The 17,542-nt window shown below is 33.9% G+C and carries 13 protein-coding genes; 5 read left to right on the top strand and 8 right to left on the bottom strand.

Annotated features, from left to right (window positions below; translation table 11 throughout):
* Nucleotides 1-21 precede the first annotated feature (21 nt).
* The 3 genes from KHA98_RS05210 to corA form a co-directional block, all read right to left on the bottom strand.
* Nucleotides 22-1,206: an acetate/propionate family kinase gene (locus KHA98_RS05210; protein ID WP_213255979.1), complete on the bottom strand. Its 1,185-nt coding sequence runs from the start codon at nucleotides 1,204-1,206 to the stop codon at nucleotides 22-24.
* Between the two features lie 95 nt (nucleotides 1,207-1,301).
* A complete protein-coding gene (pta, locus tag KHA98_RS05205) occupies nucleotides 1,302-3,395 on the bottom strand; it encodes a phosphate acetyltransferase (protein ID WP_213255977.1) in 2,094 nt (697 codons plus the stop codon).
* A 36-nt stretch (nucleotides 3,396-3,431) separates the two neighbouring features.
* The gene (gene corA, locus KHA98_RS05200; protein ID WP_213255975.1) at nucleotides 3,432-4,502 is read right to left on the bottom strand and encodes a magnesium/cobalt transporter CorA; all 1,071 of its coding nucleotides are present in this window, start codon (nucleotides 4,500-4,502) and stop codon (nucleotides 3,432-3,434) included.
* Between the two features lie 166 nt (nucleotides 4,503-4,668).
* Between corA and KHA98_RS05195 the strand changes: the two genes are divergently transcribed.
* Nucleotides 4,669-5,271 (top strand): hypothetical protein, encoded by a 603-nt coding sequence (locus tag KHA98_RS05195; protein WP_213255972.1) that lies wholly within the window; start codon nucleotides 4,669-4,671, stop codon nucleotides 5,269-5,271.
* Nucleotides 5,272-5,798: 527 nt separating this feature from the next.
* On the opposite strand, the gene KHA98_RS05190 is transcribed toward KHA98_RS05195, so the two are convergent.
* The 4 genes from KHA98_RS05190 to KHA98_RS05175 form a co-directional block, all read right to left on the bottom strand.
* Nucleotides 5,799-8,036, bottom strand: coding sequence for a S8 family peptidase (locus KHA98_RS05190; protein ID WP_213255970.1), 2,238 nt, complete (start codon nucleotides 8,034-8,036; stop codon nucleotides 5,799-5,801).
* A gap of 25 nt (nucleotides 8,037-8,061) precedes the next feature.
* Nucleotides 8,062-9,156, bottom strand: a complete 1,095-nt coding sequence (locus KHA98_RS05185; protein WP_213255968.1) for an AAA family ATPase — start codon at nucleotides 9,154-9,156, stop codon at nucleotides 8,062-8,064.
* Between the two features lie 295 nt (nucleotides 9,157-9,451).
* The gene (locus KHA98_RS05180) at nucleotides 9,452-10,285 is read right to left on the bottom strand and encodes an HNH endonuclease family protein (RefSeq protein WP_213255966.1); all 834 of its coding nucleotides are present in this window, start codon (nucleotides 10,283-10,285) and stop codon (nucleotides 9,452-9,454) included.
* On the bottom strand, nucleotides 10,282-12,438 hold the full coding sequence (locus KHA98_RS05175) for an AAA family ATPase (protein WP_213255964.1): 2,157 nt from the start codon (nucleotides 12,436-12,438) through the stop codon (nucleotides 10,282-10,284). The genes KHA98_RS05180 and KHA98_RS05175 overlap by 4 nt, the downstream gene beginning before the upstream one ends.
* A 388-nt stretch (nucleotides 12,439-12,826) precedes the next feature.
* Here KHA98_RS05175 and KHA98_RS05170 point away from each other — a divergent pair, with 388 nt between their 5' ends.
* From KHA98_RS05170 to KHA98_RS05155, 4 genes are all read left to right on the top strand, one after another.
* Nucleotides 12,827-13,795, top strand: coding sequence for a hypothetical protein (locus tag KHA98_RS05170; protein WP_213255962.1), 969 nt, complete (start codon nucleotides 12,827-12,829; stop codon nucleotides 13,793-13,795).
* A 153-nt stretch (nucleotides 13,796-13,948) separates the two neighbouring features.
* Nucleotides 13,949-16,024, top strand: a complete 2,076-nt coding sequence (locus KHA98_RS05165) for a hypothetical protein (RefSeq protein ID WP_213255960.1) — start codon at nucleotides 13,949-13,951, stop codon at nucleotides 16,022-16,024.
* Between the two features lie 7 nt (nucleotides 16,025-16,031).
* Entirely contained in the window at nucleotides 16,032-16,490 is a 459-nt protein-coding gene (locus KHA98_RS05160) for a hypothetical protein (protein WP_213255958.1), read from the top strand.
* A gap of 18 nt (nucleotides 16,491-16,508) precedes the next feature.
* Nucleotides 16,509-16,997, top strand: coding sequence for a hypothetical protein (locus tag KHA98_RS05155; protein WP_213255956.1), 489 nt, complete (start codon nucleotides 16,509-16,511; stop codon nucleotides 16,995-16,997).
* A 58-nt stretch (nucleotides 16,998-17,055) separates the two neighbouring features.
* On the opposite strand, the gene KHA98_RS05150 is transcribed toward KHA98_RS05155, so the two are convergent.
* Nucleotides 17,056-17,526, bottom strand: a complete 471-nt coding sequence (locus KHA98_RS05150; RefSeq protein ID WP_213255954.1) for a JAB domain-containing protein — start codon at nucleotides 17,524-17,526, stop codon at nucleotides 17,056-17,058.
* Between the last annotated feature and the right edge of the window lie 16 nt (nucleotides 17,527-17,542).

Below are 17,542 nucleotides of genomic sequence, written 5' to 3'. Positions count from 1 at the left end.
TTATATAGAATCGTTTAAAATTTAATTTTGAAGCAAATTATAAACCTGATTGGCAATTTCATATTCTTCATCAGTTGGGACTACCAGAACTTTAACTAATGAGTTTGTTGCATTGATTTCTCTGATTTCTTTAGAACGAATTTGATTTTTTTCTAAATCGATCTGAATTCCAAAATAATCCATTTCGGTACAAATAAGTTTACGCATATGTGAAGAATTTTCACCAATTCCAGCAGTAAATACAATTGCGTCCAATCCGTTTAATGCTGCAGCGTAAGCACCGATTGTCTTTTTAATTCGATAAGCATTCATTAATAAAGCTAATTGACATTCTCTATTTCCTTTTTCAGCTTCCGCTTCAATATCTCGTAAGTCACTATAACCTGTCAGACCAAGCATTCCGCTTTGTTTAAGTAAAACTGCATTAACCTCATCGGGAGTATACCCAAGATTTTTAATCATATAAAAGATAACGGACTGATCAATGTCTCCTGCACGGGTTCCCATTATTAACCCATTTGACGGTGAAAAGCCCATTGTAGTATCAATACATTTTCCGTTTTTAACGGCTGCCATACTACAGCCATTTCCTAAATGAATAGTAATAATATTAGCACCTTTCTCTAAAAAGTTAATTGCTTTTTCAGAAACGTATTTGTGACTAGTACCGTGAAAACCGTATACACGCACTTTATTTTCCGTTAGAAGATAATTCGGAATCGCATATTTATAAGCTACTTCAGGCATTGTCTGATGAAAAGCAGTATCGAAAACTGCAATTTGCTCTGCTGAACTAAAAATCTCTTCTGCAACATTAATTCCTTCTAAATTCGCGGGATTATGCAAAGGTGCCAATTCAAAAAGCTGTTTGATTTTGGCTTTTACTTTATCATCAATTTTTACTGTATCACTAAAATCACTTCCGCCATGCACTACACGATGACCAACAGCTGAAATTTCTGATGTTGATTTAATTACACCTTTCTCGGCATCTAAAAGCATATTGGCTACTTTTTGTAAACCTACTTTATGAGTCGGAATTGGTAATGTTTCTTCCTGTGAATGAGATGATGTTTTAAATGTAATATTTGAAGTTTCTAATCCAATTCTGTCAATCATACCGCTACAAATTACTTCATTTGAAGGCATAATCATTAATTGATATTTTATTGAAGAACTTCCTGAGTTTATAATTAGTATTTTCATTTTTTTTTTAAGGTGCTAAGTTTCTAAGGTGCTGAGTTTTTTTTTAAAAGCTCAAAAAAATAATTTATAATTCATAATTAACAATTCATAATTAATTACAATCCTTGTGCCTGGATCGCTGTAATTACAACTGTGTTTATAATATCATCTACTGTACAACCACGGCTTAAGTCGTTTACAGGCTTGTTTAGACCTTGTAACATCGGTCCTATTGCCAAAGCCCCGGTTTCTCTTTGAACCGCTTTATAGGTATTGTTTCCGGTATTTAAATCAGGGAAAATAAGTACGCTTGCTTGTCCTGCTACTTCAGAATCCGGCATTTTGCTTTTTCCAACTTCGCGATCAACGGCAGCATCATATTGAATTGGCCCTTCTATTTTTAAGTCCGGACGTTTTTGTTTTACAATTTCGGTAGCAGTTCTTACTTTATCAACCTCATCCCCTTTTCCAGATGCTCCTGATGAATAGGAGAGCATAGCTATTTTTGGTTCAATTCCGAAAGCAGCGCTTGATTCTGCCGATGAAATTGCAATTTCTGCCAATTGCTCCGCTGTTGGATTTGGATTGATGGCACAGTCTCCGAAAACAGAAACTCTGTCTTCTAAGCACATAAAAAATACCGAAGAAACAACAGACGAATTTGGTTTGGTTTTAATAAATTGAAGCGCCGGTAAAATGGTATGCTGCGTAGTGTGTGCTGCACCGGAAACCATTCCGTCTGCATGACCTTTATACACCATCATTGTACCAAAATACGAAACATCTTCCATTAAATCTCTTGCCATAGTTATACTTACATTTTTAGCTTTTCTTAGCTCGTAATAAGTATTGGCGTAATCTTCGTAAAGAGGTGATTCTTTTGGGTTTATAATATTTACTTTTTCAAAATCAAAAGTAAGTCCCAGTTCTGTTACCTTACTTTCAATTTGCTTTTTGTCACCAATAATCGAAATATCAACTACATCCATATCTAATAATCGTGATGCAGCCATAATAATACGGTCATCATTTCCTTCCGGTAATATAATATGTTTGCGATGCTGCTTGGCTCTTTTCACCATATTGTACTGAAACATTTTTGGTGTCATTCCTTCCACTACAAAAGTGATTACTCTTTGTGATAAAGCTTCAATTTCTACATATTTACCAAAAGTATTTATCGAAGTTTCAATTTTATGGGTATTGTTAGCATAAATCTCCGATCTAATGGCTCCAATTCGGTTGGTAATGTGATAAGTTCCCCCATCAACAGCGATAATAGGCACGATAGCAGAAAGTCCTTCTATAAGCTTTAAAATGCTTTCCTCCGGAACAATATTTCCAGTTAGTATAATTCCTGATATTGTTGGATAATTTGCCGATTCATTAGCCTGTAATGCACCTAAAATAATGTCTGAGCGATCTCCCGGAGTAATTACAAGTGCATTGTCATGCAAGTGAACTAAATAATTGTGCAATTGCATCGCTCCAACACTATAATGTCCAATTTCATTATTTAGATAGTTCTCTCCAAACAATACTTTAGCATTAAGTTCATTTACAATCTCCTGCATTGTAGGATTGTTTAAACTTGATATTAGCGGAATCGTATTAACCAACACATTTGCAGGTAAACTTTTCTGCAGACTTTTGGTTACCAACTCGATATTTTCCGGTTGTACTTTATTAGCAAAAACCGATAAAACTTCTACTTCTTTTACTTTAAATGAATCGTAAACCAAATACAAACTATCAACCAATTCTTCTAAGGTTTTACCAACTCCAGAGCCTACAATTATAGTTGGAATTCCGAGGTTTTTGGCAATTAAAACATTCAAATCCAGTTCGATTGAAGTTCCTTCTCCTGTAAAGCTTGTTCCTTCAACCAGAACAAAATCAAAGTTTTCTTCGAGTTTTTTATATTTCTCAATAATCAGATCCAGAACCTCTCCTATTTTTCCTTTATTCTTTTTCTTGATCAATTTACTTTTGGTGATGGCATATGCATCTTCAAACTTAATATCAAGGTTAAAATAAGACAAAACAGTTTCAATATGATTGTCTTGCTCTCCGTCGACAAAATCTTCGATTATAGGTCTGAAATATCCAACTTTGGCAGTTTTACCAATCAAAATACTCATCAGACCGAGTGTAATTATCGATTTACCACTATTCTGATCACTTGTGGCTATATATATTGCTTTACTCATGATTTAGATTTTTACTATTTTATAAATTTTAAAACGTTAAAACCAACGTCTTCTTTTGAAATATATAATTAAGGCTATTACCAGAAAAAGCATAGACCCCATTACTATAAAGTAACCATTTCTTTCTTTTAATTCCGGCATATATTCAAAGTTCATACCGTAAACTCCCACAATAAAAGTAAGAGGGATGAATATGGCTGAAATTATGGTGAGCGTCTTCATAATCTCATTCATTTTTCGGCTTTGTTCCGAAAAATAAAAATTAGACGCACTTTCCAGTGAACTCATATCTGATTCTATTTGCTCTAAAAGTTCTAAGCTTTTTTGATGCAATCTGATGAAGAAATTAAAGGTATCCTTTTGAATTAGCCCATTTGCATCATCATCTTTAATCGTTTTTAGATAATATAATGAATCTCTTAGAGGAACAATAGATCGCTTTAAAAAATTAAAGTTATCGCGATGATTTTCAATTTTTTCTAATATAATTGGATCTGCTCCTTTTTTAGTCAGGTTGATTAATTCTTCAATGTTATTTTCTTCATCTTCAATCGTAATGTAAAAATTCTCCATTACAGCATCTAATAATAAATAGAGCAGATAATCGACTTTTTTTGTTCTTACAATTCCTGCATGAGTACGCAGGCGTTCGCGTATATGAGCAAAGAAATCACTTCGTTTTTCCTGAAATGAAATTAAAATTCCGTCTTTTAAAATAAAACTAAGTTGTTCTACTTTAAGATCATCCGAAGATTCTGATGGCAAAAGTGATTTTATATTAAAAAACAAAACACCTTGCTGTTCTTCCAGTTTAGTTCTTTTTGTTGTGTTTAAAATATCTGCCAGTAAAAAATCGTCTAACTTAAAATGTTCGCCGATTGTTTTTATGAGATCAATATCGTTTAATCCGTGGATGTTTAGCCAGTTGTTTCTGGTATAATCAAAACAAGAATTTAAAGCTGACGGATTAAACTTCTCGTATTCTGTTATCTCTTGGTCATTATATACAAAAAGCTGCATTTCTGTTTTAAGATCTTTATGAGATCCTGTATACTCTAAACTAGTATGTTGCAGTTTACGCCCTTTCTTGTATTTTATCTTTCTCATCCATGAAAATTTACAGTAGTAATATTACGAAAAAGAATCCAAATGGGAAATGACAATTATCAGTTTGTTAAAATGCTATCGTTTTAATTTTTGTACTATTTTTATTACTTTTAATAAAAATAAACCCGACAGGTTTTAAAAACCTGTCGGGTTCTAAATAAATACTATGCAAATCATTGAATCACTTGAAGCTGGAAAGTTTTACCATATTTATAACCGCGGAATTAACGGCGAAAACTTATTCAAAGAGAATAGAAACCATCAATATTTCCTGATGTTATACAACAAGCATATTGATCCAATTGCAGAAACATATGCGTGGTGTTTATTAAAAAATCATTTTCATTTACTGGTAAGAATTAAAACCAATGAAGAAATTATTCAAAACCAATCAAAAGACAAACTAAAAGAAATTATTCCTCCTCATCAGTCCTTTGGCAATCTATTTAATGCGTACACCAAAGCTATCAACAAAGGCTACAATAGACATGGCTCATTATTTGAACGCCCATTTAAACGAAAATTAATTGATAATGATTTCTATTTACGTTCTGCTATAAAATACATTCATAACAACCCTGTAAACCATGGCTTTTGTGAACATCCTATTGAATATCCATGGAGTTCATACCAAACATGTGTTTCTGAAAAACCAACAAAACTAAAACGCGAAAAAGTGATCTCATTATTTGAAAACATTGAAGATTTAAAAACCTTTCACAATCAAAAGGAGAACCAAAGTTACATAGAAGAATATCTGAATTTATAATCTAAATAACAAACCCGACAGGTTTTAAAAACCTGTCGGGTTTAAACTAATCGTAAAAATAACCCATAAAAAAACCGAGTCATTTCTGACTCGGTTTTCTATCTTAATACTTTGTACTAATTACTTAGTACTAAAGAATTACTTAACTTCTTCAAAAATAAAACTATTGAATATCAGCATATTACAGTTATATGGTACAAATAAGGTACAAAATAAATCCAATCTATTTATAGAAAGCTGGTACTGAGTAGAAAAAGCAAAAATATTAAATGAGAACTTTTTATCCTAATCCGACCCTTATTGGGCAAAAATTCGAACCTTTTACTGGAAGATTTGAAAATTTTAGCTGACGCTTAGATTGTATCTTATAATACAAAGATATGGTATCTTGCCCGTGGGAAAGGAGATTCAGGCGAGACACCCCTGCAATCTTTACAGCGGGAAATAAGAGATGAATTAAATATTAATTGCTGCTAAACTGCGGATAAAAACTGGCTTATTCCTCTATTATTTTAATTTAAAACTTCTTAAGTACGGACTGGAATATCTATAACAGGCTGTAGTTGCTCAAGTTGTGTAGCATATCTCCTTACCACCTGATCGTATAAGTCTTTTACTTTCGGAGCTTCAACTGTTACTACCAGTGCATAATCTAATTCCTGTACCCTTGTATCATTATGTCCTTCTGCACGAGCATTGTAATGAATATCAAAAAGAGGTTCATCAAGTGAACTTCCATGAAACCTGCCTTCGTAATGCATACAATTTTCCCATTTAAAAGCATCTGTTCTCAGATCTTCTTCTGTCTCAAAGCCTTTTCTAGCTTTAGCAAAAAAGGGTTTTGTTAAAGCATGCATCGGTTCAGCTTCTCCCTTTTCAACTTTGCGCTTCCTATTTTTATTTGGTCGAAAAAACGGCTCTAAACCACTCCGAGTATAATTATCTGGACAATGAGGATCAACGGGAGTTGCATAGCAAAGAGTAGCTTTTATTTTCACCATTCCGGCAATTGCTCCAGGTGGCAAAGGAATCGGTGCTCGTAGATATTTTGCAGCACTAATTTTGCCCTGATATACCACCCTCATTACATGGTCTTCACATACCACTATGCTTTCTAAATCTCTTGCAACTCGACCCCATCCAACTTCAAATTTCGGAAGTTCAGAAGCTTCAGAACTGTGAATAAGCAAGGTTCTAATTGCCAATGCATTTAAAGAACTGCCAAAATGAGCTTTAATTCCTGATGCAAGTCTTAATGTACTTGGAGCTGCAAAACTAGTTCCACCCGTCTGCAATAGATTGATTCCATCCAAATCAGTCACAAGAAAAGGCCTGCCAACAGATCCTCCGAAATCAACTAGGTCTGGTTTAATAAGCCCTGGGCTTCTACCTGGTCCTATTGAACTATAGGAAGCTCTTGCCCAAAATTGATCAGGAGTATCGCATGCTCCTATAGCTAATGCATTTACACAGTCTGAAGGAACTTGAACTCTATTAGCATTAATAGTAGGATCTCCTTCTCCGTCATTACCAACAGCAACTGTAGCAAGTATAGAACCCTTTGAAAGAAATTCATCAAGTACTGCAGTCCATGCATGTACTTCATCATCATCAATTGGTAAACTTGGCCCCAAACTTAAATTTATAAAATCATACTCTGCAGTTGATAAAACGTCGATAATTCGGTCCAGTACATCATACAGTTCATACGGATTTTGACCAGGTAGCTTATCAAGTACCCGGTAATGATCAACATAAGAATATGGTCTAGGTAATACTTTACCAGGAATAATGTGCCCAAAAAGATAGGCAGACGTTACACTTACTCCATGTTCTTCTAATTCAGGATCCGAGGGGCCACAGCCATTGGTATCATGAGGTGTAGCCCATTTACAAATAGGATGATCTTCAGGAATACCTCCATCAAAAATTGCAGTTTTTGTAGTCGAATCCAAAGGAGTCAAATCATGATAAAGCACTTTTCCACTACTTATACCTGAGGATCTAAAAATTGGCTTTAGCAACCTTAAAGAAGGCATTGTGCGCACAACTCTAACTAAGCTAAATTTTGCAATTTCATTTGCCAATGAAGAAGGAGCTTTTAACTCAACAAAAATCAATTTACCGGCAAAGAACCTTTTATCAAAAGAAGCTTCAACACCTAACGAATATAGGTATTTTTTGAACGCTATTAGATATGCATTTTCTAAATGATCTTCGACGCCATGAAGAACAATTTCAAATACAGATTCGTCCTTACCAGAAGAAATACTTTTTAACTTATCTTCAGAATCCAAGAAATTAATTTGTTCAATTTCTACAATTTGATTAGCACCAGGCATGGTTTGATCCCAAGTATTAAATTGGCTTGCCCATCGTATAAAAGTTGCTTTTTGACCTACAACGAATAACTCTGTAGTACTAGCTGATAAAGGTTCTCTATTCTTACTTTTCTTTTCCGGAATTATATTCCTTTTCCTGCTACCAATTGACGTGAGACCTACCGAACGTAATAATTCCGAAGGATGGTATGACTTAGCTATGTATTCAGGATTTAAAGTTATTGTTGCTACTGTCAATCCTCCCGGACAGATTTCATCAGGCAAAGATCTTACTTTATCAGCTAAATTATCAAGCATAGGTTGTAAGCGCTCTTTTGCCTCATAAAAAGTGTAAGGACTCTCTTTTGCCGCTCCGCCTGACGGGACAATTACTGGCTCGGTTAGCCGTTCACCTTTACCTAATAAAAAATTTCTTTTGCTCATGATTTTCTGTTTTTAAGATAACTATTTATTTTGCCATTTTCTTTCTTATTGTTTCTCTTGCTATACCTGTTAATTCATGCGCTTGTCTTTGTGAAAACCCACCTTTGGTAATTAATTCTACTGCTAATAATAATTTCTTGGCATGGTGCAAATCACCCGAAAAAAGTTGCTTTTTAAGCTCATCAACTAATAAAGAATCATTTATTGCCGATGCTTTCCTGGCAAGATTAATCAATCTCTCAACTTCACTAAATGACTTACCACTATAGGCTATTCCAAAAATCTTAAACCATTCTTGTGATATACTAGAATCATTTTTCAATAAAATACTGACCATAGAAGCAATCTGCTCTTCTGTTGGATTTTCAAAAGTTAATATCATTTCGAAACGTCTCCAAACAGCAGGATCAAGTAAGTCAGCATGATTTGTAGCAGCTATTAGCAACCCTGAAGATGGCCAATCATCAATTTCTTGCAACAGAACCGTAACTAATCTTTTTAATTCTCCTACTTCACTATTATCGTCCCTCCTTTTTGCTATTGCATCAACTTCATCTAATAGCAATACACAATCCGTATTCTTAGCATAATCTAAAACAAATCTTATGTTATTACCAGTCCGACCTAAAAAACTACTCATTACTGCTGTTAGATCAAGAATTAACAATGGTAAACCTAATTGATCTGCAAGCCATTTAGCCGCCATAGTTTTACCTACTCCCGGAGGACCAGTAAACAACATTGATTTAGTCGGATGTAATCCATGCTTAAGTAAAGCTTTAACTTTTTTTCTTTCACCAATAATCTGGTTTAAAGAATTCTGTAGAGTTTCACTTAGTATTATCTCATGATCTAACGTACCTTTTTCTACACGCAGCAATTGCAATCTTGAATCCAGATCTACCGGCAAAGGACTTTCAGCTTTTTTTCTTAGAGGCGTAGCTCTTGTAGGAGATTCATTCAGCAACGAAACTAAATTCTCCGCCAAATCAGGAAAATCCCCTTTTAAATTCTTAGTAGCACGATGAATCAGTAAATGTATATCCTGAGCTCTTCCTGTTAAAGCAATTCTTGCCAATTGAAGAAAATCATTAGACAATTTATCTATACTTTCCGCCATAATATTCTATATGTTTGTTTTTTTTCTTCCACAAATATATAAAATTCAACTATATCAGTATCAAATATTGGAAGATTTTTTTAAACAAAAATAAAAAATCTTCCACTAGTCTATTTTTTTTTATAATTATAACTTATAAACACTCCAATAAAGAGACTCTTATAACAGAAAAGTAGTGCTGAAAAAATAATTGAAAATCGCAATTTAACTAAATACAATCGCACCTACCCATACTCAAGAAGCCTATTTTTCCATTATTTTATTAATCCATTTTGGACTAACCATAAATATTAAACTATAATAAATTATTATCTTCTAGAAATTTATTGATAAAAAACTGGCACATACCCGCATACACAGCCTTATCATCTGAATATTCCATAAGTCTATTGAACTCTTCTGTAAAAATGTCTTTTTGAATTTGATCATTAATATCTCTATTAAGTCTTTCTAACTCTCTTGTTACACATTTTATTTGACCAAAAAGCTTAAGCATATGTTTCTTACGTTCTTTTACAAGTAAAGGCCGCTGTAAAACATATATATTGATAGAAAATATTCCTTTTTCACTCAAAGGAACTATGACTGCTTCTGTATTTTCGTAATGGAAGTGAATACTCGGATCATCTCTACAAGGATCAATAAGAAGTCTGGAATCTTCTTCAGTTTTAAATACTAAATCATTATGTTGATGATCGATAAGACGATCTGCTTCAGAAATCAATGGGAATTGGTCCAGTTTGCCATAACCGCTTTCATCAGTTTGTCCATAAAGTATATGCTTTCTTCTTTGATTACAATGTTGGCATGCCAAAAAAAGATTATCCCAATTATTGGCCAGCCAATAGTAACCTGGTGTAGCAGGATTTTTTTCCTTTATACGTCCCTTTGGCCTGAAATGTTCTACATCGCCGTCATATACAGCACCATAAGAACTTTCGCAATAAGCACATTTTACAAATATTTTCTTTAATTCATCCTTAACTTTTTTATCATTATAAAGGCTAAATTCAAAAGAACCTTCATTTTTATTATTATAATGTTCAATTGCTCTTTCTGTTTCCTTAAACCATTTCCCGTTTTGGTCCACCAAAAAATCTGGTGCCGGGGTTCTTACAATACTAATCATAAAAGGTCCTTATAATCGTTTTGAATCAAATTTTTTACGTAGGCCACTGTTTCATCTTTTATAATCTCCTTTGCCTTAAATCCTTCTTCCCTCATTTTCTTGGCAATTGTTGAATCAATTGCTTCAAACAACACCTGCTCTCTTAGATTATTCCCAAGAAGCCCTTTGGTATTGAGTTCTGTACGTAGTATTTCAATCTTTGCTTGATCATCATCACTAATGTTATCACTTCGTTTACTTAGGAGATCATAATACTCCTCAAAACTTTTCTCAGCATCACTATCCATTCCATCTATCAGTCCGAACAAATCAGATGTTAGTAATTGCTCTACACTCATCAAACTATGATCCGGAAGCATTGTTTTATCCAGACATTGCACCTGGTGTTTCTTGTCTCTTACCATGACAACTACCTCCCCATGCGAAAGTCCTCTAAGACATAAAGGCTCGTGTGAAGTGACAATGAATTGCAAATTTGGAAATGCATTTCTAAGCGCACCGGCAATTCTGGCTCGCCAACGCGGATGCAAATGATTTCCAATCTCATCAATAAAAACAATGCCATTTGTATTATGATAACCTGCCAAATCCGAAGAAAGAGTCTGCATAATATCCGAAACGAGTGCAACTATTGTCTTATAACCGTCACTACTGTCTTCTAATTCATTTTCATTTTTATAGTGACTTATGTTAATTGTCCCATCCTTTCTATATAGCTTGTCATCTCCTTTTAAAGCCAGTACATCATAAAAAGCTGGAACGACCCTATTTAAAAATTCATCTTCGGCAAGATTACCAAGCCATAAATTAGGATCTTCTAAGGAAACAGTATAATCAAATAGATTTCTTACATTGGTAAATGGCTCCTTTTCAGAATCAGGAACAATACCTTTTTTAGGAAGTAGCCTTGTTGAACCGTATGACATAATGTAAGTAGGCGGTACATCAATATTACAATCAAAACCGTTTGCACTTAAACTAAGTTTTATTTGATTGTCACTTTCATAACTTTGAATAGTTACACTACCACTTGATTCTCCTCTTCTTAAAAAATCTGCCACGTCTAGATCCAGTTTTAGTAGCTGCTTCCTGCCACATAGTGCTAAACTCAAAGCCTGAAGTATAGAGCTTTTACCTATACCGTTATCCCCCAAGATAAGTAACCAAGCTTCTCTTTGTAATTCTTCGTTTTTAGTTCCATTGGGAAGGATATCTATCGTAAGCTCTTTAATAGATTTAAAATTTATTATAGTAAACGATTTTATCGAAAACCTTTTAAATTCATTAAACGTTTCACTGATCTCGGCGAGTTGCTGGTCACTGGCTGTTTTTTGAATTATAGAACGAGTCACTTGAGAGCTATTATTTTCTACTTTTGCTTTTAGGACCTTCCACTTGTGGCCATTTTCCTCATACCATCTACCAAAGGCTGCTTTTTGAACAGCAATGTATTCAATCCCTTCACCAGAATACAAATCATTCACATATCCGACTAAAGACAAAGTAAGCTTATAATCAAAACGTTTAGATTTAAGAAGGTTTAGCTTAAAGACTAATTCTTGCGCTGCATTTTTTCTTTTTTCCTGAAGAGGTTGTCGGTTAAGCCCTAAAACTTCTATTGTAACCTGTCCTTTAGGAGTCAGAGCATTAACTGCGCCATCTTGAGAAAATGATAAATGTTCTTCAGGATCTTCTTGACAAGGATCAATAAGCAGTGCCCTTTCATTCAATAATTCAGCTCCCTTCGCTCCAGTTCGAGCTCTCAAATTCTCATCTTCTAATGGAAAAAAATCTCTTTTATATTTAACCCCGCAAGTACTGCAACTTAACATCATATTATCCCACTCGTGATACAACCACCAATAATGCGATGGGGCGTATTTAGCTTTATCAAGCCCCCTGGCACCACTTTTTGGACGAAATGAATCCAATATCCCAGAATCAGAAACACCTAATTTTGTCTCACAGTAAACACATTTCTCGTGAAAAGTGTACATAAGATACTTTTTAATTTCTCGATTAAATTTATCATCAAACCGAACTCGTTCTTGTCTGTTATTTTTATGAAAATTTTCTTGTAGTTCAGCTTTAGCCTCAGCAAATCTTGAGCTCAAAAATAAGTCAGGAGCTACAGCTCTATTTAGTTTTATCATTTATTTTTTTTTATAAGGGAAAACCAAGGTTTCATTATATCTGGAAATTTAACTACTTCAATTTTAAATCTAATATAAGTTACTAATTTCTATTCTATTTTACTGGTAGTTCGAAACATTTTTTAAAGCATAACTCGCAAATAGAATTCCATTTATTTCCAGTATGACTGCTTTATATATTCATAATAGTGAATTTCAAATTTACATTTATTCCAACAACCAGCACGCGTATAAATACGCATTTTTACTACTAGATTTGCGACAAAATTCTAAAAAAAAGCAGGCTTCTTAAATTTTAAAGTTATGAGGCAATCGTACACAAAAATGCTATGATAATTTTTTAATGTCTTTAATTACTTTTTTATTCATCAAACTATCTGAAATTAAAATGAAAATACTTAAAAATGCGGTGGAAGCAATACAAATTGGCCTTGAAGATTTTAAAAGTGAAGATCCGCGGAGAGCACAATCCGCTATAAGAAATATTTTTGCAGGAATGTTGCTTCTCTTTAAAGAACAATTAAGACGCAAGTCTCCTGGAAATAGTGATGAAGTACTAATAAAACAAATGATCTTTCCTATGTTTGATTGCGACGGGCAACTAACTTTTCAAGGAAAAGGAAAAAAAACTGTGGACGTTCAACAAATAAAAGAACGCTTTAAGGGGTTAGGAATTATAGTTGACTGGAAAGTATTTGATGAGATAAACGACCTCCGCAATAACATCGAACACTATTATACAGAAAAGCCCTCATCAGTTATCAATGAAGTCGTATCAAAATCTTTTGGTATCATAAGAGATTTTTGCATACATTATCTAAAAGAAGAGCCTATTATCCTTTTGGGACAAGTCGAGTGGGATATTTTTCTAGAAACAGAAGAGGTTTATGAAAAAGAAAAGTTGCAGAGTGAACAATCTCTTTTGAAAGTGGATTGGACCTACTCTGTCCTTAGTGAGGCAAAGAATACCATTCGTTGCCCTTCCTGTAAATCAGATCTAATACATGCCTTTGATGTCCAAAAATATAAACCGAGCGAAGATTTGCCATTATGCTGCAAAAAATGCAATAAGGAATTCGACTTCTCTGATGTAATTGAGGAATGTGTTAATGAAGAACTTGCTGCAGAGGCATATTTAGCTGCTACGGATGGGGGCGATGACCCGTATACAGATTGTCCAGAATGCGGACTATCGACATTTGTCTTTTCTGAGGAATGCTGTGTTGCTTGTGGTTATGAACAAGAGAGCAAGACATGCGCAGTTTGTGGAACTTCTTTAGATATTGAAGAAGCATATGATGGAGAAATATGTTCCTATCACAGGTGGTCAATGGAAAAGGCAGATAGTGATAAGTAGAATTAAATGAATTGCATAACGCTGTACAAAATGGCTAGTCGAACCATAATCAAAATTTTTTACCAATTTGATGTATCGCATTGATAACGTTTTTACCGTAGACATTTACATCACCATCCATCCTTATCTTATCAATAACATATTCAAAAAAACATGCATAATTACCTGGGAATATTAAGTTCTGATTCAGTGAACAGAGACGGAACAGTAATTACATTTGAGGCTCTCGAAGGAGGTATTGCACAAACAGCAGTTAAAGGCATGCCTTCTTTAATTGATCATGATTTTCACAGACCGCTGGGATGGATTTTTCCCTTTGGCATATTAATAGAACCAAAAATCAGCAAAACAGTCGGGAATTTTAATATGTGCAGCAATACTGAAGATAGGGATTTAATTTATCCCAAAATACAAGACTATTGGCAATATGTTAATTATAATTCCTGCAAAGAGTACATTGATGAATTTAAAATACTGCTGGGCGAAAATTTTTCACCAGAAGGGAAATTTATTCACAAAGGAACTGTATCTTATAACCTGCCGGACATCACTTCTAAAATATTTCCAGATCTTTTTTCCAATCCAGATAAATCAGGTCTGGTTTATCTGGATGATATCCTAGCTCATTTTGAATATAAAGGTTCGGGAATTTTCAAAAGTAAAAGTTCAGATTTCTGTATTTTCTGCCATCAATTTTTCAGTAGAAATCTTTCCCTGTTGAACAACTTTAACACCTATTTCATTGATGAATTCATACGTTTAAATTCAAATAAAGAGATAAAACTCAGAATTTCCATTGACCCCGATTTAATCGGATTATCAAAAACCTATATGGGGTTTCTCGAACATGACTACTGGTGGGGGCCAAAATTCAATGATGATATATCCAGTCTTCCTGATCAGGTTACCAGATATGAATCCAATGAAGAGCAAAAGTTCTATAATAATATATTAGGAACTGAATTCTGGTGGAAAACGGATGCATCTGAAAAGACCCTTGAAATTGAAGAAATCAGAGAAAAACCTTCTTTGGGTCTAGATAAAGAATTATATGGGTGCCGATACATACATTCCATATACGATAATGAAAAAAAAGAATTCAATCATTTCGACGGAGCAGTCAGAGTATACACCGAGGAACAAATTTTACAGCGTTGGGAAACCAATATCAAAAAAGCGGGAAAAAATACCGATTACAAAAAGCTTTTCAGGATAGACGGAAAACTTAAGCTTTCTGACTGGAAAAAATTATGCATCCTTTATTACAAAGGAAATCCTTTACTATTTGAGTATTTTGGTGCTAAAGAAGAATATGAAAACGTTCAAAATCCAGTCAAAATTCAAGACGGGGTTTTAAAATATCTGCCTGCTAAAATTAAACCAGAAGACGGCATAAGATTATTTACCTCTTATCATCCCAAGCAGAGTGATTATAATTCTTTCGAAAGAAAGGTAATTCGTCCCGATATTATTGGACGTGAAAACGGTGACTCCATCAGCGTTTTAGAATATGATATTATTGAAATTGAAAAATATTTAAAAAGAAACGGCAGTAAAATAGACTATCCAGATGAAATTAATTTCATCAAACCATTCGATTTTTATACCAACTACCCTATTATTCTGCACAGTTCGGACAATACACCATTCTTAGTGCACAAAACCATTAAGGCATTTAAAACAATTTTTCAAATCCAAAATAAAACATTAAACAAAACCATTTCTTTCACCATCGGATGGGAGATGCAGGATTTTGAAGTCAGGCTTTCAGTTTTTGGAAAATCCTCTGAAATTGTAAAATGGCTGAACACTTTTGATACAATTCCAGCCGATTATGTAAATTTCAGGTTATGGCTGATCAAGCAGAGAAAATGGATTTATGATAATTATGCTTATCATGAAAAGGATTTTACGCATTTATTAAAAGATGACGGAGTATTTTATATTAACCGGAAACTTATTAATCATGAAATGATTTCTTTTCCTGATGAGTATAATGAAAATTATTTCGAAATAAAAACGACTGGAGATGCAGAATTAACTAAATTTATTGATGAAAAGACTGTTTCTGCATCTTACATGGGAATCATAAATAAAGCAGTGTGCACTAGAACCGGCCTGGATTATTTAACCTCTGATACTTCAAAATATCTTGATGATGATGTGAGAATGTCCATAGAAAAAATTGAACTGGCATTTTTTTTCTGGACAGATCAAAAATACTTTTAAAAAAAATATGGAAAACACCCCTCTATGGTTCAAAGTTTTGTGCCACTTTTACGATAATAATTATTTTGAAAATGGTTTGACAATTCCTTTTCTTCTCGGTGCGTCCTCAGTAATTGATCCTGATAATGAAATTTTATCTGTTGAAGATTTTGTTCTTCAGGCGGCTGATGAATCACTGCCGAAAAAAATATCACTTCAGAAATGCGGTTCAATTAGGGAGTATGTTTTCGGAATTATTGACCATGAAACAATAAGTTATCCTTACGGGAAAGCAATTGGTAAACAGTTTGGAAATATCTGCTTAACTGACAATTCTTTCTCAGACATTCATGACATTGATGACTTAAAAAGAATACTTAGTGATACATCACAAAATCTGCTGAATTCTAATATGTACTCTAAAAATCAAGGGAATTGGGGACAATATTCTGAAGACGAAATAGTAAGAATTAGAGAATTTAAATAGGAATCTCATAACAATTAAATGACACGACACGACTTAAAAATAATTGACAATCTCTTAAAACGGACAGATAATCTTCCTGAAATACTGCATTTGAGAGCTGCAGAAATAGGCTACGAATTTACTGAAGAAGACAAAGCGTTACTGCTCGAAACTTATCAAGAATTAGATGATATACTCAAAGAGGCAGCAGCATTTATTAATGTAAAATTTCAAGGCAGAGAAGATTATATTCATGGATGGAATAAAATTGATTTTGATACCAAAATTGGTGATTTTAAAATTGCAACTACCGATCGTGAGCATATAAAGCGAGCATGGAAAAATGGAGTATTTGATTTAAAGGGGTTATTAAAATCTTTACGAAATGAAGTTGTACTATTGATCGAACCTGAAAAAGAAAAAGAAAAAAAACAGCTGATTCCAAAAACACTTTCCTTCATAGAAATACTTTCATGGGTAGCCGGCATCATTGGGACTATAATAGCTTTGTACGCATTATTCAAATAGCTCTTCTTAAATATAGCTATCCTTATGCCACTTTCTAGTATTAATTATTATGAAGGAGCTAAAAAGCTCCTTCATCTGCAAAGGAATAGTAGGTTTCAGGGGTAATGATGATATGATCCAGCAGTGTAATATTGAGAATGCTGCCGGCCTCTTTGACTTTTCTGGTTATCTGTATATCAGCTTCCGAAGGTTTAATCTGTCCTGAGGGATGGTTATGAATCATAATCAGCGATACTGCATTTGCTTTAAGTACTGCTGCAAATATTAGTCTGAGGTCAACCACAGTGCCGGAAATACCTCCAGAAGACACTTCGTAAATGCCAAGCACTTTATTGGACTGATTTAAAAGCATGATTTTAAACTGCTCGAAAAATTCTATTGTATCAGGATTCCAGGACTGGAGCGCCAGCTGGTAAGCCATTTTGGAAGAATTTATAAAAGGTCTTTCGGATGCTTTTACTTTTGTTTTGTAGACCAATTCAATTTCTGCTACCTGATTCCAGTTCTGAAGTGTTTTTGAAGTTTCCATGATTTCTAAAGTTTTA

It is taken from the genome of Flavobacterium branchiicola (genome assembly GCF_018383905.1).
Classification (GTDB): domain Bacteria; phylum Bacteroidota; class Bacteroidia; order Flavobacteriales; family Flavobacteriaceae; genus Flavobacterium; species Flavobacterium branchiicola.
This window is presented reverse-complemented; position numbering and strand designations above follow the sequence as displayed.